At 72.9% G+C, this 19,532-nt stretch carries 20 protein-coding genes; 12 read left to right on the forward strand and 8 right to left on the reverse strand.

The window, feature by feature from the left end; translation table 11 throughout:
* The first annotated feature begins 99 nt into the window (after positions 1-99).
* On the forward strand, positions 100-789 hold the full coding sequence (locus tag ACFO9I_RS22140) for an aspartate/glutamate racemase family protein (protein ID WP_379184890.1): 690 nt from the start codon (positions 100-102) through the stop codon (positions 787-789).
* Between the two features lie 79 nt (positions 790-868).
* On the opposite strand, the gene ACFO9I_RS22145 is transcribed toward ACFO9I_RS22140, so the two are convergent.
* On the reverse strand, positions 869-2,224 hold the full coding sequence (locus ACFO9I_RS22145; protein ID WP_379184892.1) for a M4 family metallopeptidase: 1,356 nt from the start codon (positions 2,222-2,224) through the stop codon (positions 869-871).
* A 75-nt stretch (positions 2,225-2,299) separates the two neighbouring features.
* Complete coding sequence (locus ACFO9I_RS22150) at positions 2,300-2,770, reverse strand: PPOX class F420-dependent oxidoreductase (RefSeq protein ID WP_379184894.1); 471 nt, start codon at positions 2,768-2,770, stop codon at positions 2,300-2,302.
* A 130-nt stretch (positions 2,771-2,900) separates the two neighbouring features.
* On the opposite strand from ACFO9I_RS22150, the gene typA reads away from it, so the two are divergent.
* Positions 2,901-4,793 (forward strand): translational GTPase TypA, encoded by a 1,893-nt coding sequence (gene typA, locus ACFO9I_RS22155; protein ID WP_379184896.1) that lies wholly within the window; start codon positions 2,901-2,903, stop codon positions 4,791-4,793.
* Between the two features lie 87 nt (positions 4,794-4,880).
* On the opposite strand, the gene ACFO9I_RS22160 is transcribed toward typA, so the two are convergent.
* Together ACFO9I_RS22160 and ACFO9I_RS22165 are read right to left on the reverse strand one after the other, a co-directional pair.
* Positions 4,881-5,840: a hypothetical protein gene (locus tag ACFO9I_RS22160; RefSeq protein ID WP_379184898.1), complete on the reverse strand. Its 960-nt coding sequence runs from the start codon at positions 5,838-5,840 to the stop codon at positions 4,881-4,883.
* Between the two features lie 45 nt (positions 5,841-5,885).
* A complete protein-coding gene (locus ACFO9I_RS22165) occupies positions 5,886-6,530 on the reverse strand; it encodes a hypothetical protein (protein ID WP_379184900.1) in 645 nt (214 codons plus the stop codon).
* A 91-nt stretch (positions 6,531-6,621) separates the two neighbouring features.
* On the opposite strand from ACFO9I_RS22165, the gene ACFO9I_RS22170 reads away from it, so the two are divergent.
* Together ACFO9I_RS22170 and ACFO9I_RS22175 are read left to right on the forward strand one after the other, a co-directional pair.
* Positions 6,622-8,205: a fatty acyl-CoA synthetase gene (locus ACFO9I_RS22170; protein WP_379184902.1), complete on the forward strand. Its 1,584-nt coding sequence runs from the start codon at positions 6,622-6,624 to the stop codon at positions 8,203-8,205.
* A 97-nt stretch (positions 8,206-8,302) separates the two neighbouring features.
* Positions 8,303-8,809, forward strand: coding sequence for a PH domain-containing protein (locus tag ACFO9I_RS22175; RefSeq protein ID WP_379184904.1), 507 nt, complete (start codon positions 8,303-8,305; stop codon positions 8,807-8,809).
* Positions 8,810-8,814: 5 nt separating this feature from the next.
* Here the strand turns inward: ACFO9I_RS22175 and ACFO9I_RS22180 are convergent, their stop codons facing one another.
* On the reverse strand, positions 8,815-9,033 hold the full coding sequence (locus ACFO9I_RS22180) for a hypothetical protein (RefSeq protein WP_379184906.1): 219 nt from the start codon (positions 9,031-9,033) through the stop codon (positions 8,815-8,817).
* Between the two features lie 181 nt (positions 9,034-9,214).
* Between ACFO9I_RS22180 and ACFO9I_RS22185 the strand changes: the two genes are divergently transcribed.
* The 3 genes from ACFO9I_RS22185 to ACFO9I_RS22195 all read left to right on the forward strand — a co-directional run bounded on the left by ACFO9I_RS22185 (position 9,215) and on the right by ACFO9I_RS22195 (position 10,808).
* The gene (locus ACFO9I_RS22185) at positions 9,215-9,592 is read left to right on the forward strand and encodes an SHOCT domain-containing protein (protein WP_379184908.1); all 378 of its coding nucleotides are present in this window, start codon (positions 9,215-9,217) and stop codon (positions 9,590-9,592) included.
* Between the two features lie 102 nt (positions 9,593-9,694).
* Positions 9,695-10,288, forward strand: coding sequence for a hypothetical protein (locus ACFO9I_RS22190; protein WP_379184910.1), 594 nt, complete (start codon positions 9,695-9,697; stop codon positions 10,286-10,288).
* A gap of 7 nt (positions 10,289-10,295) precedes the next feature.
* Positions 10,296-10,808, forward strand: coding sequence for an RDD family protein (locus tag ACFO9I_RS22195; RefSeq protein ID WP_379184912.1), 513 nt, complete (start codon positions 10,296-10,298; stop codon positions 10,806-10,808).
* Positions 10,809-10,821: 13 nt separating this feature from the next.
* Here the strand turns inward: ACFO9I_RS22195 and ACFO9I_RS22200 are convergent, their stop codons facing one another.
* Complete coding sequence (locus ACFO9I_RS22200) at positions 10,822-12,198, reverse strand: hypothetical protein (RefSeq protein ID WP_379184914.1); 1,377 nt, start codon at positions 12,196-12,198, stop codon at positions 10,822-10,824.
* A gap of 208 nt (positions 12,199-12,406) precedes the next feature.
* Between ACFO9I_RS22200 and ACFO9I_RS22205 the strand changes: the two genes are divergently transcribed.
* From ACFO9I_RS22205 to ACFO9I_RS22215, 3 genes are all read left to right on the forward strand, one after another.
* On the forward strand, positions 12,407-15,163 hold the full coding sequence (locus tag ACFO9I_RS22205; protein ID WP_379184916.1) for a LuxR C-terminal-related transcriptional regulator: 2,757 nt from the start codon (positions 12,407-12,409) through the stop codon (positions 15,161-15,163).
* Between the two features lie 102 nt (positions 15,164-15,265).
* On the forward strand, positions 15,266-15,559 hold the full coding sequence (locus ACFO9I_RS22210; RefSeq protein ID WP_379184918.1) for a hypothetical protein: 294 nt from the start codon (positions 15,266-15,268) through the stop codon (positions 15,557-15,559).
* Positions 15,556-15,804 carry a hypothetical protein gene (locus tag ACFO9I_RS22215; protein WP_379184920.1) on the forward strand — a complete coding sequence of 83 codons (249 nt, stop codon included), beginning with the start codon at positions 15,556-15,558 and terminating at the stop codon, positions 15,802-15,804. The genes ACFO9I_RS22210 and ACFO9I_RS22215 overlap by 4 nt, the downstream gene beginning before the upstream one ends.
* Positions 15,805-15,904: 100 nt before the next feature.
* On the opposite strand, the gene ACFO9I_RS22220 is transcribed toward ACFO9I_RS22215, so the two are convergent.
* Positions 15,905-16,378 (reverse strand): DUF7144 family membrane protein, encoded by a 474-nt coding sequence (locus ACFO9I_RS22220; RefSeq protein WP_379184921.1) that lies wholly within the window; start codon positions 16,376-16,378, stop codon positions 15,905-15,907.
* 114 nt (positions 16,379-16,492) lie between these two features.
* On the opposite strand from ACFO9I_RS22220, the gene ACFO9I_RS22225 reads away from it, so the two are divergent.
* Together ACFO9I_RS22225 and ACFO9I_RS22230 are read left to right on the forward strand one after the other, a co-directional pair.
* Entirely contained in the window at positions 16,493-17,038 is a 546-nt protein-coding gene (locus tag ACFO9I_RS22225; protein ID WP_379184923.1) for a potassium channel family protein, read from the forward strand.
* Entirely contained in the window at positions 17,035-18,720 is a 1,686-nt protein-coding gene (locus ACFO9I_RS22230) for an MFS transporter (RefSeq protein WP_379184925.1), read from the forward strand. The genes ACFO9I_RS22225 and ACFO9I_RS22230 overlap by 4 nt, the downstream gene beginning before the upstream one ends.
* Position 18,721: 1 nt before the next feature.
* On the opposite strand, the gene ACFO9I_RS22235 is transcribed toward ACFO9I_RS22230, so the two are convergent.
* Positions 18,722-19,423, reverse strand: coding sequence for an ANTAR domain-containing protein (locus ACFO9I_RS22235; RefSeq protein ID WP_379184927.1), 702 nt, complete (start codon positions 19,421-19,423; stop codon positions 18,722-18,724).
* Positions 19,424-19,532 lie beyond the last annotated feature (109 nt).

A 19,532-nucleotide genomic window follows, 5' to 3' on the forward strand; every position in this document is an offset into this window, starting at 1 on the left:
CAACGGCTGACAAGCACAGGAACTGGCTGACAACCCCCCGGGCGTTCCGGGGACTGAGCCACGTCCTCGTCGTACGCCGGACGTGCCAGACTCGCCCCCGTGCAGACCATCGGACTGATCGGCGGGATGAGCTGGGAGAGCAGCGCGGTGTACTACCGCGACCTCAACCTCGGCGTGCAGCAGCGGCTCGGCGGGCTCTCCTCGCCCAAGCTGGTGCTCAGCACGGTGGACTTCGCCGAGGTGACCCACCTCGAGGACGACGAGCGCTGGCAGCAGGTCGGTGAGCTGCTCGCCGACGCGGCCCGCGGGGTGGAGCGCGCGGGCGCCGACTTCCTGCTCCTGTGCACGACCACGTTCCACAAGGTGGCCGACCAGGTCGAGGCCGCCGTCGACATCCCGCTCATCCACCTCGCCGACGTGGTGGCGCGGGCCTGCCTCGACCAGGGCGTGAGCACCGTCGGGTTCATCGGCACCAAGGTCGCCATGGAGGACAGCTTCTTCACCGACCGGCTCGCCACCCACGGCGTGACCGCGATCGTCCCGGCGCAGGAGCACCACGAGTGGCTCAACACCGCGATCTACGAGGAGCTCGTCCACGGGCACGTCCTCGACCGCACCCGCCGGCGGGTCGTCTCGATCGTCGAGGAGCTGTGGGACGCCGGCGCGGGCGGGGTCCTGCTCGGCTGCACCGAGCTCGAGCTGCTGATCAAGCAGGCCGACGTCGAGCTGCCGGTCTTCCCCTGCACCACGCTGCACGTCGAGGCCGCCCTCGACCGCGCCCTGGACTGATCGGGGGGTCCGGCACGTCTTCACGGGTGGTCCGGCACGTTCTCGTCGCTGCTCGACCCGGTGTCAGGAACGTGCCGGACTATCCCTGGTCAGGGGCGAGCACCAGGTCGGCGAGCCGGCGCAGGTCCTCGGTGAGGTGCTGCTCGGGGACGACCGCGCGGTCGCCGTCGAGGTCGAACTCGTAGACGAACATGTCGGGGTGCGGCAGGCCGGTGCGGGCCGCCCGGAGGTCGATCCGGTCCAGCAGCGTCCGCGCCTCGTGGCTGCGGGGGTCGTCGTCGAGCTCCAGCACGCCGTCGACCGGGCGGCCGGTGAAGCCACCGGTACGCCGCACCGCCACCCGCGCCGTCCCGCGGCCACCGCCGCCACCGGTCCCAGCGCCGGCACCGGCACCACCCGTCGGCGCACCCGCCGTCCCTGACTCGGCGTCCACGCCCACCTGCTCCCACGCGCCGCGCACCGCGTCGGCGTGCGGCCCGGCGGCCGCCAGGGTCGCCGCGGCGAACCCCGCGAAGTCGGTCCGCGCGGTGACCAGGCCCCCGGTGAGGGCGGAGTACCAGATCGCCCCGGCCCCTTCCCAGGAGCTCCCGCCGATCGCGGTCGCGGCGAGCTGGAAGGCCCGGTTGGGGATGCCGGAGTTCAGGTGCACGCCGCCGTTGTCGTCGGTGGTGTCGACGTAGTCGGACATGTGGCCCACCTGCGGGTCCTTGCCGAGCGCCGGGTCGTCGTACGCCGTGCCGGGCGCCGCCATGTCGCGCAGCGCCCGCGCCTGCACCCCGGGCAGGAAGATGCCCTCGCCGATCAGCCAGTCGGCCTCGAGCGCGCCCTGCCCGAGCAACCGCTGCTTGAGGCACGAGGCGAACACGTCGGAGACCGACTCGTTCAGCGCGCCCGGCTGACCGGCGTACTCGAGCGCCGCGGTGTGCTCGGTGACGGCGTGCGTGAACTCGTGGCCGAGCACGTCGACCGGACGGGTGAACCGGCCGAACACCCTGCCGTCGCCGTCGCCGAACACCAGCTGGGTGCCGTCCCAGAACGCGTTGTCGTAGGCCCTGCCGTAGTGCACGGTGAGGCTGACCCGCGCCCCGCGGCCGTCGTACGACTCCCGGCCGTAGACCTCCGCGAACAGCGCCAGCGAGCCGGCGATGCCGGTCGCGGCCTCGTCGACCGCCGCGTGCCCCGACTCCGGCTCCCCCGCCGACCGCACCGCGGTGCCGGGGAGGGTGGAGGTGTTCGCGGCGGTGTGCACCGTCCAGGCCGGCCCGCTCGGCGCGACCATCGCCTGCTGCGTCGTCGGCGGCGCGAGCCTGGTCGTGCGCAGCCGCGCATCGACGACGAGCGTCGCCCGGCAGGGGTCGGCGGCCGCCGGGTCGGCCCCGGCGAGGTGCTCGAGGAGGTACGGCGGCACGAACTGGCAGGGCCCGAGAGTGGTCACGGGTCCAGACAAGACGACACCGCCGACACCCGCAAGAGGGTCAGCGGTCCCGGTACGGCGAGCGCTCGGGCAGGCTCACGCGGGTGCGCGGTCGGGCGGGAACCCTCCGGTGGCGACCGGCCCCCACGACTCGGGCGTGATCCTGATCAGCGACTTGCCCTGGCGGCGCATCGCCTGGCGGTACTCCTCCCAGTCGGGGTGCTCCCCCGAGATGCAGCGGAAGTACTCCACCAGCGCGTCCTCGGCCTCCTGGCTCGGCATGTCGAGGACCTCGGCCGTGCCGTCCACCTGGACGTAGGGCCCGTTCCACTCGTCGGAGTGCACCAGCACGGTCGCCCGCGGGTCGCGCCGCAGGTTGGCCGCCTTGGCGCGCTGCGGGTAGGTGGAGATGACGATCCGGCCTTCCGCGTCGACTCCGCCGGTGACCGGGGAGACCTGGGGGCGCCCGTCGCGCCGCGTCGTCATCAGCGTCATCTGGTGCCGGGGGCGGACGAACTCCAGCAGTCCGTCGCGGTCGACCCGGTCGGTGGTGGCGATCGTGACCATGCTCCCCACCCTAGACAGCGGGGCCAGCCGGCCCAGCGACGATGCGGGACGCGACCCCGCAGCCGCGTAGACTCCTCGGGGCCCTCCGGGCCAGCACCCCACTCGCCACCGAAAGTGACGCCGTACCTCCATGTCTGGAACTTCCAAGCGCAACGACCTGCGCAACGTCGCCATCGTCGCGCACGTCGACCACGGCAAGACCACGCTCGTCGACGCCATGCTCCGCCAGGCCGGCGCCTTCACCGCCCACCAGGCCGAGAGCGTCGCCGAGCGCGTCATGGACTCCGGCGACCTGGAGCGCGAGAAGGGCATCACGATCCTCGCGAAGAACACCGCGGTCCACTACGCCGGGCCGGCCGCCGACGGCAAGCCGATGACGATCAACATCATCGACACCCCCGGCCACGCCGACTTCGGTGGCGAGGTCGAGCGCGGCCTGTCGATGGTCGACGGCATCGTGCTGCTGGTCGACGCCTCCGAGGGCCCGCTGCCGCAGACCCGGTTCGTGCTGCGCAAGGCGCTCAACGCCGACATGCCGGTGATCCTCGTGGTCAACAAGACCGACCGCGGTGACGCCCGGATCGCCGAGGTCGTGGACGAGACCTACGAGCTGTTCATGGACCTGCTCGACGAGCACCACAGCCAGGACGCGCTCGACTTCCCGGTCGTCTACGCCTCCGGCCGCGCGGGTGTCGCCGGCCTCGAGCAGCCCGAGAACGGCGAGCTGCCGGACTCCCCCGACCTCGAGCCGCTGTTCAAGACCATCCTCGAGACGATCCCGGCCCCGACGTACGACGAGGGCGCGCCGCTGCAGGCGCACGTCACCAACCTCGACTCCTCGCCGTTCCTCGGCCGCCTCGCGCTGCTGCGCATCCACCAGGGCAACCTGAAGAAGGGCCAGAACGTCGCCTGGATGAAGCGCGACGGCTCGGTCAAGAACGTCAAGATCACCGAGCTCCTGGTCACCGAGGGCCTCGAGCGCAAGCCGGGCGAGTCCGCCGGCCCCGGTGACATCGTCGCGATCGCCGGCATCCCGGACATCACCATCGGCGAGACGCTGGCCGACCCGGAGAACCCGGTCGCGCTGCCGCTCATCCACGTCGACGAGCCCGCCATCTCGATGACCATCGGCACCAACACCTCGCCGCTGGTCGGCCGGGTCAAGGGCTCCAAGGTCACCGCCCGCCTGGTCAAGGACCGCCTCGACTCCGAGCTGATCGGCAACGTGTCGCTGCGGATCCTCCCGACCGAGCGCCCCGACGCCTGGGAGGTGCAGGGCCGCGGTGAGCTGGCGCTGGCGATCCTGGTCGAGCAGATGCGCCGCGAGGGCTTCGAGCTGACCGTCGGCAAGCCGCAGGTGGTCACCAAGGAGATCGACGGCAAGCTGCACGAGCCCGTCGAGCGGCTGACCATCGACGCGCCGGAGGAGTACCTCGGCGCGATCACCGAGCTGCTCGCCACCCGCAAGGGCCGCATGGAGCAGATGACCAACCACGGCACCGGCTGGGTCCGCATGGAGTTCCTGGTCCCCGCCCGTGGCCTGATCGGCTTCCGCACCGACTTCCTCACCGACACCCGCGGGACCGGCATCGCCCACCACATCTCCGAGGGCTACGAGCCGTGGGCCGGCGAGATCCGCAGCCGCAACAACGGCTCGCTGGTGGCCGACCGCAAGGGTGCCGCGACGGCGTACGCCATGACCTCGCTGCAGGAGCGCGGCGTGATGTTCGTCGAGCCGACCACCGAGGTCTACGAGGGCATGATCGTCGGCGAGAACTCCCGCGCCGACGACATGGACGTCAACATCACCAAGGAGAAGCAGCAGACCAACATCCGGTCCGCCACCTCCGACAACTTCGAGAAGCTGATCCCGCCGAAGAAGCTGTCGCTGGAGCAGTGCCTGGAGTTCTGCCGCGACGACGAGTGCGTCGAGGTCACGCCCGAGACGGTCCGGATCCGCAAGGTGATCCTCGACCAGAACGAGCGCGCCAAGATCGCCGCCCGGGCCCGCAAGTCCAAGTAGCCGGGTCGGCCCCGTCCGGCCGCACGACAACGCCGAGTCGGCGCTGGTTGACACACCCGTGGGTCAACCGGCGCCGACTCGGCCATGTCAGGCAGGGCTGAGCAGGAGCTCCTCGCGCCGGGCGGCCAACCTCGCGACGGCGCCCGCCAGCTCGGTCTCCCGGGCGCCCAGCCCGGCGCGCACGCGGTGGACGGCGGCGGCCGCGGCATCGGTACGTCGGGCCGCCTCGGCGATCCGGGTGCGGACCGACCAGTCGCTGAAGATGTTGTCGAACCAGACGTCGAAGGCCTGCACCAGACCGGTCACCTCGACACCGCCCACCCCCGCCACGCCCACGTCGGCGAGCTCGGTCGACAGGTGCCGCATCGCTCGGTCCGCCTCGCGCATGAGCGCCGAGGCCCGGTCCATCCGGTCGTACTTCATCATGTCGCCGAGCATGCCGCCGTCGAGGAAGGTGTCGTAGGTCGACCAGTCGTGCGCCTTGCCCAGCATCACGCCGGCGTCGGCCAGTCGCGCCGCGGCCGCGCCCGCGGCGTCGAGTGCCTGGCGGACCTCGTGCAGCTGGCTGCGCAGGCCGCCCAGCTCCCCGGCGATCGCGGTGAGCTCGGTCCCACCGGGGGCGCCGGACGCCGTGAGCAGCTCCTCCTTCGCGGCCAGCGCCCGCTCGCGCCGGGCAGCCACGTCGCCGAGGGCCGCCAGCGCGGCCGCCGCGGCGTCGTGCTCCGCTCGGGCCTGGGCGAGCCGCGACTCCGCCTGCGCGACGGCGTACGCCGCCGCCTGCTGCTCCGCCTGCTCGCGGGCCAGGTCGACATCGCGGCTGCCGCGCAGCCCGGCCCAGATGCGCGTGGGGCTGAACGACTCCAGCTTCGCGACGTCCGAGGTCTCCCGACCCAGCACCGACCTGGCCTCGACGAGAACCTGGCTCGCCCCCTGCACCGCCCGCTGCGCCCGGTCCACCCGGCCGGTGAGGCGCTGGTGGTCGGCGACCGCCTCCTGTGCCGCCTCGAGCTCGTCCTGGACCTGCCGCGCGGGCTCCCCGTCGATCACGCGCGCCACCCTAGGGCCTACCACCGCTGCCGGGGCGAGGCGGTGTCAGAGCCGGACCGGCGTGGCGCGGCGGCGCTCGCTGTCGCGGGTGACGGCCTCGATGGCCACCCCGGCGAACCCGACGGCCACCAGGAGCACCAGGCTCTGCGACAGCGCCTGGGGCAGCAGGTTGCTCACCGTCAGCGAGGCGACGTGCGCCAGCAGCACGGCGGGCACCCAGTGCGCCACCGTGCCGGCGCGCAGCAGCGCGATCGCGAACAGCAGCTCGCCGACGTAGAAGCCGGCGATCCAGCCGTAGAGGAAGACGGCCAGCCCGGCCTCGTGGCTGACGTTGTCGAGCGCCTGGTCGTCGATGGGGATGTTGAGCACCATCGCCCGGAAGAACACCATCAGCATCGCGTAGCCGGCGGTGCCGAGGAACCCGATGGCGAGCACGACCGTGCTCACCATCGCCAGCCCTCGGCCGCGGCGGTCGAAGAGGCTCAGCGCCGCAGGCAGCCCGAGGGTGAGCGCGACCGCCGCGATGAAGAAGACGACGGCCGCGGCCAGCCACCGGCCGTCCTGCTGCTGCACGATGCGCAGCGTGTCCGCCGAGTCGGACCCCGTCGGGAGCAGCAGCGACCCGAAGGTCAGTGCCATCGCCCCGGTCACGAACGCCGCCGCCGACGCCGGGATCCAGTCGAGTCGCATGGCGCAACGGTAGTGGGCCGCGGACCCACGCGGGACCAACCCGACCGCGGATAACGTGACGGGCACCACACCACCGACCCGAGGAGTCCGCATGGCCGTCGAGCAGCTCGTCCAGCAGGCGCGTCAGCAGTCGCTCGGCGACCTGCCGCGGCGCACCGCGCGCCGGGTCCCGGACAAGCCGGCCATCGTCGACGGCCCCACCCGGCTGAGCTTCGCCGAGCTGGACGCGGTCGTCGACCGGGCCGCCGCGGCCCTGGTGGCCGCGGGGCTGGCCCAGGGCGACCGGCTGGCGCTGCTCTGCCACAACTGCTGGCAGTTCGCGGTGCTGAGCTTCGCGGCCGCCCGCGCCGGCGTCGTCCTGGTGCCGGTGAACTTCATGCTCAACGGGGACGAGATCGCGTTCATCCTCGACCACAGCGGGGCCACCGCCTTCGTGGTCGAGGACGCCCTGCTCCCGACCGCGGAGAAGGCGCTGGCGGCCGCCGAGGGGACGGTCGCGACCCGGGCCGTCGTACGCCTCGGCGACGCGGCGGTCCCGGACGGCTGGACCGACGCCCAGGAGTGGTTCGACCACGACGGGACCCCGCCGCAGGTGCTGGTCGCCGACGACGACCCGGTCCGGATGATGTTCACCTCCGGCACCGAGTCCCGACCCAAGGGCGCGCTGCTGTCCAGCCGGTCGCTGCTGTGGCAGTACGTCTCCTGCGCCCTCGACGGCAACATGACCGCCGACGACGTCGAGCTGCACACGCTGCCGCTCTACCACTGCGCCCAGCTCGACTGCTTCCTCGGCACCGACGTCTACCTCGGCGCGACCAGCATCATCCTGCCCGGCCCCGACCCCGCTGCGATCCTGCGCGCCGTCGAGGAGCACCGGGTCACCAAGTTCTTCGCCCCGCCGACGGTGTGGATCGGGCTGCTGCGCTGCCCCGACTTCGACAGCACCGACCTGTCCAGCCTGCGCAAGGGCTACTACGGCGCCTCGCCGATGCCGGTCGAGGTGCTCAAGGAGATCCAGCGTCGGCTGCCCGACGTGGACCTCTGGAACTTCTACGGCCAGACCGAGATGGCCCCGCTGGCCACGATCCTCGGTCCCGACGAGCAGCTGGCGCACGCCGGCTCGGCCGGCCGCGCGGCCCTCAACGTCGAGACCCGCATCGTCGACGACCTCGACCGGCCGGTGCCGGCCGGCACCGTCGGTGAGATCGTGCACCGCTCGCCGCACGCGACGCTGGGCTACTACCGCGACGAGGCGAAGACGGCCGAGGCGTTCCGCGAGGGCTGGTTCCACTCCGGGGACCTCGGGTACGTCGACGAGGCGGGCCGGCTCTACGTCGTCGACCGCAAGAAGGACATGATCAAGACCGGCGGCGAGAACGTCGCCAGCCGCGAGGTGGAGGAGGCGATCTACCGCCTCGACGGCGTCGCCGAGGTCGCCGTCTTCGGGATCAGCCACCCCCGCTGGGTCGAGGCCGTCGCGGCGGTGGTCGTGCCGAAGGAGGGCGTCACGCTCACCTCCGAGCAGGTCCTCGCGCACAGCCGGGAGGTGCTCGCGCACTACAAGGCGCCCAAGTACGTCGTGGTGGCCGACGCGCTCCCGAAGAACCCGAGCGGCAAGATCCTCAAGCGGGAGCTGCGCGACGCGCACGCCGGGCTGGGCCGCGACGGGGACTGACCCGAGCACTGGGGAGAGGGGCGCGCGTGTGCCCCTCTCCCCAGCGTGGGACTTCCGACCCTGAGCGGGAGCCGGTCCCGGCCACGACCATGGCGGCATGGGACTGCCTGCCGACCAGCTCTCGCCCGGCGAGACGATCGTCCTCGAGATGCACGAGCACTGGAAGCACCTGCTCGGCGCCATGCTGATCTGCATCGCGGCGCTGGTCGGGCTGGTCGTGGTGCTGGCCCTCGGCCCCGAGGACGGGTTCCTCGCCTGGCTGGACACCCTGGGCTGGGTGGCGTTCGCCGGCGTCGTGCTGGTCTTCGGCGTGTGGCCGGCGCTGGCCTGGTGGAACCGCACCTACACGCTGACCACCGAGCGGCTCGCGACCCGGACCGGCATCCTGCGCCGCTCCGGCCGCGACATCCCGCTGAACCGGATCAACGACGTCGCCTTCGACCAGGGGCTGATCGACCGGATGGTCGGCTGCGGCACGCTGAAGGTGTCGGCCGCCAGCGAGGAGGGCACGGTCGTGCTCAACGACATCCCGCACGTGCACCAGGTCTCGCTGCGGATGAACGAGCTGGTGCGCCAGATCGGCCGGGCCGGCCGCGACGGCTGACCCGGTCAGGGCTGGCGGCGTCGGGTGCGGCGTACCTGCACGACCTGCAGCCGCCGCGCCCACAGCCGGTGCAGGAAGCCGTGCAGCGCCGCCTGGTCGGCGAACGTGCCGGACAGGACCGTGCACACCTCGTGCTCGACCACGCCGGCCTCGCCGAGCCCCGCGACCTCCTCGGCCAGCTGCTCGCTGGGGACCAGCCCGGCCACGTGCACCTCGTACCTCATGACACCACCACCATCGCTCACCCGGCCCCGCTGCCCTCGTCAGCCCATGCCACACCCGCGGGCCCCGGGTCGCATCACCCCGGAGGCGTGAGCGTGGATCGTCCGCGCAGGATGAGGCGGGACCACGGCCCGCCCGAGGACACTTCGAGTGCAGTCGTAGACCTAAGGAAAGGACGCTGCGATGTCGTTCTGGGACGTTGTGTGGTTCATCGTGATCTCTTTCGCCTTCGTGGCGTACCTGATGGTGATGTTCTCGATCATCGCCGACCTCTTCCGGGACCGGGACACGTCCGGGGTGATGAAGGCCGTCTGGATCATCTGCCTGATCTTCCTCCCCTTCCTGACCGCGATGGTCTACCTGATCGCCCGGGGTCGCGGCATGGCCGAGCGCCAGCAGCGCGACGTCAGTGACATGCGCGCCCAGCAGGACGCCTACATCCGCGAGGTCGCCGCCAAGGCGAGTCCGGCCGACCAGATCGCCCAGGCGCGCAAGATGCTCGACGCCGGCGTGATCACCCAGCCCGAGTACGAGCGACTCAAGGAGAAGGCCCTCGTCTGAGTCCGCGTGAGTCCCACGGCCACCGACGCGATGCGCAGGCTGTCCCCACTGTCGGTCCTGAGATCGGTCGTCGTACCGGTCCTGGGGCCGACAGTCGCGTCCGTGGCCCGCTCCTCCCCCGTCCGCAGCGCGACCCGGACGCTGGACCGGCTGCTCGACGAGCTGATCGCGGAGGTCGTACGTCGCGTCGACCTCGACGCGGTCGCGCAGCGGCTGGACATCGAGGCCGTCCTCGACCGGCTCGACCTCACCGCCACCGTCCTCCAGCGCGTGGACCTGCGCGCCGTGGTCCGCGAGGTGCTCGCCCAGCTCGACGAGCGCAGCATCAGCGAGGTGGTGAGCCGGGTGGACGTCGACGCCGTCGCCCAGCGGCTCGACCTCGACGCCGTCGCGAGCCGGCTCGACATCGAGGCCGTCCTGGACCGGCTCGACCTGACCTCGACCGTGCTGCGCCGCGTGGACCTGAAGCCGGTCGTGGACGCGGCGTTGGCGCAGGTCGACCTGATCGCCCTCGCCGAGCAGGTGATCGACGGCGTCGACCTGCCCGAGATCATCCGCGAGTCCACCGGCTCCATGGCCTCGGAGACCGTTCGCGGGGTCCGCATGCAGGGCATCGAGGCCGACCAGGCGGTCGGTCGCGCGGTGGACCGGCTGCTGCTGCGCCACGGACGCCGGCCCGGCCCGGCGAACGCCTGAGGCCGCGGTGTCCGCCGGCACAGCGGGCGGCGGGGTCTCCCCCGTCCCGCGGGAGGCCCGGCCCTACCAGGGGCACCGGGCGGGCCTGGTCACCCGGATGGTCGCCGCGGTCATCGACGCCGCGGTCGTGGCCCTGACCCTGCTGGCGGGCTACTTCGGTCTCGCCGCCCTCCTGTTCCTCGTGGACCCGCGCGGCTTCCAGATGCCCCACGCCGGGCTCTTCTTCAGCCTCGCGTCGGCGTTCGTCGTGACCGTGAGCTACCTGACCGTCTCGTGGACCCTGAGCGGCCGCACGTACGGCTACCTCGTCATGGGGCTGCGTGTGGTCGGGCGCGGCGGGCGGGCGCTGGGCTTCGTCGGCTGCACGATCCGGGCACTCGCCGTCGCGCTGCTCCCCGTCGGGGTGCTGTGGGTGGCGGTCAGCCGCGACAACCGCTCGGTCCAGGACCTGTTCCTGGGCACCGCGGTGGTGTACGACTGGCAGCCCCGCGTCGCCCACGGCCACCACCCCCCGGACTGAGCGGCCCCCGCTCTCAGGGCTGGGGCACCGGCGGCTTCGGCTCCGACGGCGTCGGCGTCGGCGCTGGCGCTGCGGGCGCCGTGGCTGCGGGTGATGTCGGCGCGGGCGGCCGGGCGAGGAACTCGATGACGGCCAGGACCAGCACCACCACGAGAGCGATGCCCACGACGACCCAGCCGGTGGGCTGGTTCCAGAACATCAGCACCACGCCGCCCAGGATCGCCGCGGTGAGCCGCAGCGCGGTCCGGTGGGCCCACGTCCAGGTGCCCAGCCGGCCGGTGTGCCAGCCGGCGGCCTCGGCGCTGCCCCGCACCGAGCCGATGCCGTGCGTGAAGGCGTGCCGGGTCCGGGCCGCCGCCGTGGACGGCCCGCTCAGGAAGGCGGTGAACGCCAGCACCAGCCCCAGCACGCCGACCGCCCGCAGCCCGGTCCGCAGGAACCGCACCAGCGTGTCGAACACGCTGCCGGCCGCCTCCGGCGTGAGCACGTTGCCGGGCGTCTCGTTGACGTACCACGTACGGGCGACGGCCAGCGCGACCCCGAGCAGGATCATGGCCGCGGCGATGCCGAGGCCGCCGCGCAGCAGCGCACGGCGCCGGTCACGGGCCAGCAGCACCCCGCCGACCAGCAGGGCGACCGCGATGAAGGGCAGCCACGTCCCGAGCTTCTCCAGCGCGCTGTAGGCCCACTGGACCTTCGTGACCGAGCTCGACTGCACCAGGACGAACGTCTTGTCCACCGTCGGGATCTTCTCCGCGAGCGTGAACCCCTGGGCGACCAGCCTGCTCTTCACCTCGTCGACGACGGGACCGAGGTTGAGGGTGACGCTGTCGCCCTGGGCGGTCACCGCCCCGCCCTGCTCCCCCGAGAGGAGGACCACGATCTGCTCGTGGGCCACCCGGTTGACCTGGTCCCACACCTGCGCGAACTGGTCCGAGGCGATGATCTTGTCGACCTGGTCGGCCACGAAGCCGTTGATCCCGTTGACCAGCGCGATCTGCAGCCCCGGGATGGCCGACGACACCGCTGGGGGCACGCCCTTCTGCGCGGCCAGCGCGTCGAGCGTCCCGCTCGTCACGCGCTCCACGTCGATGTTGTCCAGCACCGCCTGGGTGACCTGGTCGGCCAGCGCGGCCTGCACGCCGGGGTCGTCGATCAGCGGCGCGACGGTCTTGACGTACTGGTCGGTGTCGGAGATGACCCGGCTGGCCCACACCGAGGTGACCGACAGCGGCGCCAGCACGCACGCCAGGACCACCAGCACACCGGCCACGGCGCTGAGCCCGCGCACGTGGTGCTTCTCCTCGGGCGGGGCCTCGGCGGTCGCGAGCCGCGCCTCCAGCTCGGCGATCCGCGCCCGGAGGACCTCGACGTCCTGTGTCTGGCTCACGGGTGTCCTCCTCGCCTGGGTCAGCACGGTCATCGCCACTGTCCAACGCAGCAGAGGCGGCTCGCCTCACACGAAACGGATGAGATGGCTGTTCTGCACACAACCTGCCGAAGGTCCCGACTTGCCCGCCCTCGTCCCCTAGAGGCCCACCACACCCCCTCCTAGCGTTTTCGACGGGGGAAGACTCGCACCACGACGAGGCAGGGTGATGGGTACCGATCCGAGCACGACCGGCCAGGCAGCCATGCGCGACCCCTCGACCTCGTCCCGGGCCGGGATCCCGGAGGTGCCACCGCTCCACGTGTGCCGCCCGCGTCTCGTCGCGGCGCTCGACGGCGCCACGGCCACACCGCTGGTCCTGGTCAGCGGCCCTGCGGGGTCCGGCAAGACGTCCCTGGTCGCCGAGTGGCTGCGTGACGGCCGGTCGCCCCGCAAGGACCTCGTCGGCTGGATCACCTTCGAGGACGACGACTCCCGCCTGTGGCAGCCGCTGATGGACTGCCTCACCCGGCTGGGCATGCGGCTGCCCCGCATCGCCGAGCAGCCGGACCCGGACCTGCTGCTGGGACGCTCCCGGCTGAAAGCACTGGCCGCGGTGCTCTCGGCATCGGTACGACGATGGACCATGGTCCTCGACGGCTACGAGCTGCGCGACCCCGAGCTGGCCGCCGAGCTGTCCTATCTCGTCGACCACGCCCACGGTGCGCTCCGCCTGGTCTTCGCGACCCGGGTCGACCCGGTGCTGCCGCTGTACCGCTACCGGCTCGACGACTCGCTGGTCGAGGTCCGCGGGGCCGACCTGGCCCTCACCGATCCCGAGGCGGGCGAGCTGCTGCGGCGCAGCGGCGCCGATCTCGGCGACGTCACCGTCCACGACCTCAACGCCCGGCTGAACGGCTGGGCGGCCGGGCTGCGCTTCGCCGCCCGCGCCCTGTCGCGGCACGAGCACCCCGAGGAGTCGGTGGCCGCTGTGGTCGCGCAGGACGCCGACATCAACGCCTACCTGCTCGCCGAGGTCCTGGGCGTCCAGGAGCCGGAGACCCGCAGGCTGCTGCTGCAGACGTGCGTGCCCGACGTGCTGACCCCCGAGCTGGCCGAGGAGCTCGCCGGCCCAGCTGCCGACCGGAGACTGGCTGAGCTGGCCCGGGCCAACATGTTCCTCGAGCCGGTGCCCGACCAGCCGGGCTGCCACCGGTACTACCCCGTCTTCCGGGACCTGCTGCGCGCCCAGCTCGCCTGGGAGGACCCGGACGCGGCGGCCGACCTGCACCGGCGTGCGGCCGCCTGGCTGCACGCCCGCGGGATGACCTCGCGCTCGGTGGCCCAGCTGGCCACGGGCGCCCTGTGGGGCGACGTCGCCGCCCGGCTCGTCGACGACCTGCTCATCGCGCGCCTGGTCCTGCGCCAGGACGAGCGGCTCGTCGACATCGCCCGTCGGATCCCGCCCGACCTCGCCGACGCGCCGGCGTGCGCGGTCCGGGCCGCGCTCGCCCTCGCCGCCTCCGACGCAGCGACCTGCGCCGAGGAGCTTTCCCGCGCGCGCCGGGCCATGCCGCCGGACGACCCCACGTCGAGCGAGGACGCTGACCCGATCGTGCTGGCCGTGGCGGTCATCGACGCGGTGCGGGCGTGCACCGCCGACGACGCCGGGTCCGCGGAGGCGGCGGTGGCGCGGGCCGTCCGCACGCTCGACGCGGTGCGCCGGCCCGTCGCGGGCCTGGTCCGCCCCGAGCTGGAGGGGCTCGTCGACCTCGCGGGCGCCGTCATCGCACTGCGCCGCGGCGAGCTGGGACAGGCCCGCGCCGCGCTGGCACGCGTCGAGGAGGTCACCGACCTCCCCGCCCGGGTCCGTGCCGCCTCGATCGGCTACCACGCGCTCGCCGACGCCCTCGACGGCCGGCTCACCCATGCGCGACGGCGCGCGCTCCAGGCGCTGGCCCTCGCCGAGGACGCCCACGTCCTGCCCGAGAACCGCAACCCGGCTGCGTCCGTGGCCCTGGCCCTCGTCGCGCTCGAGCGTGACGACCTGGCCCTGACCCGCCAGCACCTCACCGCGGCCCGGGCCTCCCGGGGCCTGGTCGGTGACCCGGTCTGCCGGACCATCACCTCGGGCGTCCTCGCGCACGTCGAGGCCGCCGCCGGGGCGGAGCAGCCGGTCATGGCACGGCTGGAGTCCGTGTGCGCGCTCGCCGACGCCCACGACCCCTGGCTGGCGGGCTGGCTGCGGCTGCAGGCCGCCGAGCTGTCGGTGGCGCAGGGCAGGGCCGACCGCGCCCTCGCGGCGCTGGACGGGATCGTGCTCGAGGACGGGCTGGGCGGCGCGGTCGTCGCCGCGGCGGCGTACGCCGAGCAGGGCGAGCCGGACGCGCTGGAGCGGTCGCTGACCCTCGCCCGCAGCTCCGTGCGGCCGCTGCCGGTCGAGGTCACCCGGCTGCTGGTCGAGGGAGTGCAGGAGTCCCGACGACACTCGCCGCGGCACGCCACCCCCCTCGTCGAGCGGGCGCTCGTGCTGGCCGCCTCGGAGGAGCTGCGCCGGCCCTTCCGCGAGGCCGCCCCCGCCGTGCGCCACCTGCTGGCCAGCAACGCCCAGCTGCTCGGTCGGCACGGCTGGTTGAAGACCTCGTCGGCCACCCGGCTGCGCGAGTCGACCCGCTCCCCCTCCCCCGGGACGACCGCCACCGCGCCCGTGGGCACACCCGCCACCCGGCAGGTGCCCCGCGAGGACCCCACGGACCTCAGCAACCTCGTGGTCGAGCCGCTGACCGCCAAGGAGCGCGAGGTGCTCGGTCACCTCGAGGAGCTGCTCACCACCGAGGAGATCGCCGCGAAGATGTTCGTCTCGGTGAACACCATCCGCACCCACGTGCGCAGCATCCTGCGCAAGCTCGGCGTCAACCGCCGCAACAGCGCCGTACGGCGCGCGCGCGAGCTCGGGCTCTTCGAGCAGCAGCCCCCGGTGGGGTAGCCCGAACCCCTGCTCATCCCGTCCGGGTGAGGACGCCGCCACCGGCGGTGCGTTGTGCTGGGAGTGACCCGTCACCGTCACCTCGAGAGACCGGGCGAACCCATGTCAGAGCACACCTACGAGGTCCGCATCACCGGACTGCTCCCGACCACCGAGGTCCTCGACGACCTCGGTGAGGTGGACATGGCCAGCCACGACGTCACCACCGTCCTGTCGGGCCGGTTCGAGGACCAGGCTGCCCTGTCGGCGTTCCTGCGCCGGCTACGGGCACACGGCCTGGAGGTGCTGGAGATCAGACGGCTCCTGGACGACGAGCCCGAGCCCGGGACGCCCGCGCCCGGGACTGCCGAGCCCGGGACGCCGGAAGAGCGGGACCCGGCCGGGGGCGCGCCGTGAGCGCGCCCGCGTCGGTGCCCGGTCTCGTGGCCGACGAGCCGGGGCGTCCCGGACGCTACGAGGTCGTCGTGCGCGGCGAGCTCGGGCCGGCGGTACGACGCGCCCTGCTGCCGGCCCATGCCCGGCCCAGCGAGGTGCAGAGCGTGCTGCGCGCCCGGCTCGGCGACGAGCACGACCTCGCCGACCTGGTCGCGGCCCTGCGGGCCCACGGCCTGCAGCTGGCGAGCATCACGGTCGTGGAGTGACCCGTCGCGTCCGGCGACCGGTCCGGACGTGCCGACGGGACCGGCCGCGTCCTTGCGGTCGGTCCCGTCGTGCTGGCCCCCCGTGGTCAGCGGGTGCGCGTCAGCGCATGGCCTTCATCTCCGAGCCGTGCACCGTGATCGCCCAGATCACGAGCACGTCGAGCGTGATCATGATCGCCGACCACCACGGGTACGCGGAGAAGAACGCCATGTTGAGCACGGCGCTGAGCAGCGCGAGCCCGACGGCGACGATGCGGGCCCACATCTGACCGGCGAAGAGGCCGACGCCGGCGGCGACGATCAAGATGCCGGCGATGAGGTAGGTCCATCCCCACGTCGTGTAGTCGACGTGCACCACGAGGCCGTTGCGGCCGACCAGGTAGTACTCGTCACGGAAGAGCGCCACCAGGCCTGCGATGGCGTGGAAGGTCCCCATGAGCAGCATCATCGTCGCGGCGAAGATGATCCAGCCGGTCCAGCCGGTCGGCTCCTCCGCTCGCCGCGATCCTGAGGTGGCGGGCTGGCTCGCGGCAGTGCCGGTGGCACTGGAGGAGTCCAGGTGCGTGTTGGACATCACGAGCTCCTGATTCGTTGGCAACTGTCCCCTCCAGCGTCGACCCGGGCCGGTCCGCTCACATCACCCCCTGTGGGTGAGACGGCGCGCGGCCCGGGCCGCTTCACTCGGACCATGGGATCCGCTGTGGCTCCGACGGGCACCCGTCGGCCGGCCGCGAGCCGGCGGCAGGCGCTCGTGTCGCTGGTCCGGTCGCTGCTGGTCGCGTTCGGCATCGTGGCGGCGTACGCGTTCCTCCCGATGTCGCGGATGAACGGGGTGTCGATGCTGACGCTCGCCACCGGTCTGGCCCTGGTCGCCGCCCTGGTGGTGTGGCACATCCGGGAGATCCGGCGCTCCTCGCACCCGAGGTTGCGAGCCGTCGAGGCACTGGCCACGACGGTGGTGCTCTTCCTGACCATCTTCTCGACCACCTACTACCTGATGAGCGACTCGTCGCCCGGGAGCTTCAACGAGCCGCTGAACCGCCTGGACTCGGCGTACTTCACCGTCACGGTCTTCGCCACCGTCGGGTTCGGCGACATCACCGCCACGACGCAGTCGACCCGAGCCGTCGTCATCGTCCAGATGCTCGGTGACCTCGCCCTGATCGGCATCGTGGCGCGCATCCTCGTCAGCGCGGTGGGTGACGCGCTCGGAAGGCAGGCAGACAGGTCATGACCGACACGACCGCCACCGCACGCAGCGCATCCGGCACCGTGCTGATGACCCTCGCCACGGCGCAGTTCCTGATGACGCTGGACAGCTCGGTGATGAACGTGTCGATCGCGACCGTCGCCTCCGACGTCGGCACGACCGTGACCGGCATCCAGACCGCGATCACGCTCTACACGCTGGTGATGGCCTCCCTGATGATCACGGGCGGCAAGGTCGGCCAGATCCTCGGTCGCAAGCGCGCCTTCGCCATCGGCTGCGTGGTCTACGGGATCGGCTCCTTCACCACGGCGCTGGCGCCGAACCTCACCGTGCTGCTCATCGGCTGGTCGCTCCTCGAGGGGATGGGCGCCGCGCTGATCATGCCGGCGATCGTGGCCCTGGTCGCCTCGAACTTCCCACGCCCCGGGCGGCCGCGCGCCTACGGGCTGGTCGCCGCCTCCGGCGCGATCGCCGTGGCGGTCGGGCCGCTGATCGGCGGCCTGCTCACGACGTACGCGTCCTGGCGCTACGTCTTCGCGGGCGAGGTCATCCTGGTGCTGGTCATCGTGGTGCAGGCGCGCAAGATGAGCGACGAGCCGGCCGACTCCTCCGCACGGCTGGACCTGGTCGGCACCGTGCTGTCGGCAACGGGGCTCGCGATGGTCGTCCTCGGCGTCCTGCGCGGCGGCGAGTGGGGGTTCGTCAACCCCAAGCCCGACGCCCCCTCCTGGCTGGGCCTCTCCCCGGTGGTCTGGCTGGTCCTCGGCGGCGGCGTGGTGCTGCGCCTGTTCCTCGCCTGGGAGCACCGCCGGCAGGTGGCCGGCCAGGAGGTGCTCCTCGACCCGGCCCTGCTGCGGAACCTCAGGCTGCGCAGCGGGCTCATGTCGTTCTTCTTCCAGTACCTCCTCCAGGCGGGCCTCTTCTTCGTGGTGCCGCTGTTCCTCTCGGTCGCGCTCGGGCTGTCGGCGGTGGAGACCGGTGTCCGGATCATGCCGCTGTCGGCGACGCTGCTCCTCGGCGCCGTGGGCATCCCGAAGTTCTTCCCCCACGCCTCGCCACGTCGGGTCGTCCGCCTCGGCTTCCTCACCCTCTTCGTGGCGCTGGTCGCCCTGGTGGCGTCGCTGGAGGTCGGGGTCGGGCCCGAGGTGGTCACCTGGCCGCTGCTCCTCGCGGGGCTCGGGATCGGGGCCCTGGCCTCGCAGCTCGGCGCCGTGACCGTGTCGGCGGTCAGCGACGAGCGCAGCGCCGAGGTGGGTGGGCTGCAGAACACCGTGACCAACCTGGGCGCCTCGATCGGTACGGCGCTCGCCGGCGCCGTGCTGATCTCCGGACTGACGTCGTCGTTCCTGACCGGGATCCAGGACAACCCGGACGTCCCGGCCGACCTGTCGTCGCAGGCCGAGACGGACCTGGCCGGCGGCATCCCGTTCCTGTCCAACGACCAGCTGGAGAGCGCGCTCTCCGACGCCGGCGTCGAGGGCGACACCGCCGCGGCGGTGGTCGACGAGAACGAGTCCGCGCGCATCGCGGGCCTGCGGGGCTCGGTGGCGCTGCTCGCCCTCATCGCGCTCGGGGCGCTGTTCACCGCGGGCTCGCTGCCGCGACGCCAGCCCGGCGAAAGGGAGGACGAGACTGAGGACGAGGACGCGGGGGAGGACGCGGAGGGTGAGCCGGAGGCCGGGCGGGGCGCGCCGGCGCCGGCCTGACTCAGACCTCCAGACCGAGGCCGACCACGCCCTCGGCGACGGCGCGCACCGTGACCTGGTGGTTGCGGGCGTGACGCCGGATCAGCTCGAAGGCCTCGTCGACCGACACCCCCCGCCGCGCCGAGACGACACCCTTGGCCTGCTCGATGACGGTCCGGGAGTCCAGGGCGTGCTGGAGCTGCCCGGCGAGCTGCTCCTGCTCGCGCAGCGCGGCGGTGCTGACCAGGAGCGCGACGACGAGGTCGGCCAGCGCGGCTGCGGCCTCGAGGTCCTCACCGGGCCAGTCCCGCAGGCCCTTGGCGTAGAGGTCGACCACGCCCAGGGACCGGGCGCCGAGCCGCAGCGGGATGCCCACGGCCGCACCGACCCCACGGGCGCGCGCGGCGGCGCACCACTCCGGCCACCGGCCGGCGTACTCCTCCAGGTCGGCGATGGCCAGCACCTCGCCGGTGCGGAACGCCTCGACGCCGGGGCCTCCTCCGTGCGTGCGCTGGGCCCGCCCGAGGGCGACCATCTCGCCGGGGTGGCCGGCGGCCGGGCCCAGCTCGCCCCCCTGCGTCAGCGCCATCGCCACGCCGGCCAGGTCGAAGAGGCCGACCATCCGCGCGCACGCGTCCTCGAGCGCGGCGTCGACGTCGTCCGGCGTCACCAGCCGGGCGCTGAGCTCCGACATCGTGTGCAGGAAGCGCGAGTGGTCGTACATCTGCCGTCCCCTGAGGCGCGCGAGTCACCGCAGGACGCCCCCGAGTGTCGCCCCGTTGCCCTACGACGTTACGCCGATGCCGTTGTTTCGACATGTGGGCGTACGCATT

Source organism: Nocardioides sp. GCM10023255 (assembly GCF_042653125.1).
Taxonomy (GTDB): Bacteria; Actinomycetota; Actinomycetes; order Propionibacteriales; family Nocardioidaceae; genus Nocardioides.

Coding starts and splice junctions, on each gene's coding strand:
- ACFO9I_RS22150 (WP_379184894.1), bottom strand. CDS start 2,770: ATGGTCACGATCGCCACCACCGACCGGGTCGACCGCGACGGACTGCTG.
- typA (WP_379184896.1), top strand. CDS start 2,901: ATGTCTGGAACTTCCAAGCGCAACGACCTGCGCAACGTCGCCATCGTC.
- ACFO9I_RS22165 (WP_379184900.1), bottom strand. CDS start 6,530: ATGCGACTCGACTGGATCCCGGCGTCGGCGGCGGCGTTCGTGACCGGG.
- ACFO9I_RS22170 (WP_379184902.1), top strand. CDS start 6,622: ATGGCCGTCGAGCAGCTCGTCCAGCAGGCGCGTCAGCAGTCGCTCGGC.
- ACFO9I_RS22175 (WP_379184904.1), top strand. CDS start 8,303: ATGGGACTGCCTGCCGACCAGCTCTCGCCCGGCGAGACGATCGTCCTC.
- ACFO9I_RS22180 (WP_379184906.1), bottom strand. CDS start 9,033: ATGAGGTACGAGGTGCACGTGGCCGGGCTGGTCCCCAGCGAGCAGCTG.
- ACFO9I_RS22185 (WP_379184908.1), top strand. CDS start 9,215: ATGTCGTTCTGGGACGTTGTGTGGTTCATCGTGATCTCTTTCGCCTTC.
- ACFO9I_RS22205 (WP_379184916.1), top strand. CDS start 12,407: ATGGGTACCGATCCGAGCACGACCGGCCAGGCAGCCATGCGCGACCCC.
- ACFO9I_RS22210 (WP_379184918.1), top strand. CDS start 15,266: ATGTCAGAGCACACCTACGAGGTCCGCATCACCGGACTGCTCCCGACC.
- ACFO9I_RS22220 (WP_379184921.1), bottom strand. CDS start 16,378: ATGTCCAACACGCACCTGGACTCCTCCAGTGCCACCGGCACTGCCGCG.
- ACFO9I_RS22225 (WP_379184923.1), top strand. CDS start 16,493: ATGGGATCCGCTGTGGCTCCGACGGGCACCCGTCGGCCGGCCGCGAGC.
- ACFO9I_RS22230 (WP_379184925.1), top strand. CDS start 17,035: ATGACCGACACGACCGCCACCGCACGCAGCGCATCCGGCACCGTGCTG.
- ACFO9I_RS22235 (WP_379184927.1), bottom strand. CDS start 19,423: ATGTACGACCACTCGCGCTTCCTGCACACGATGTCGGAGCTCAGCGCC.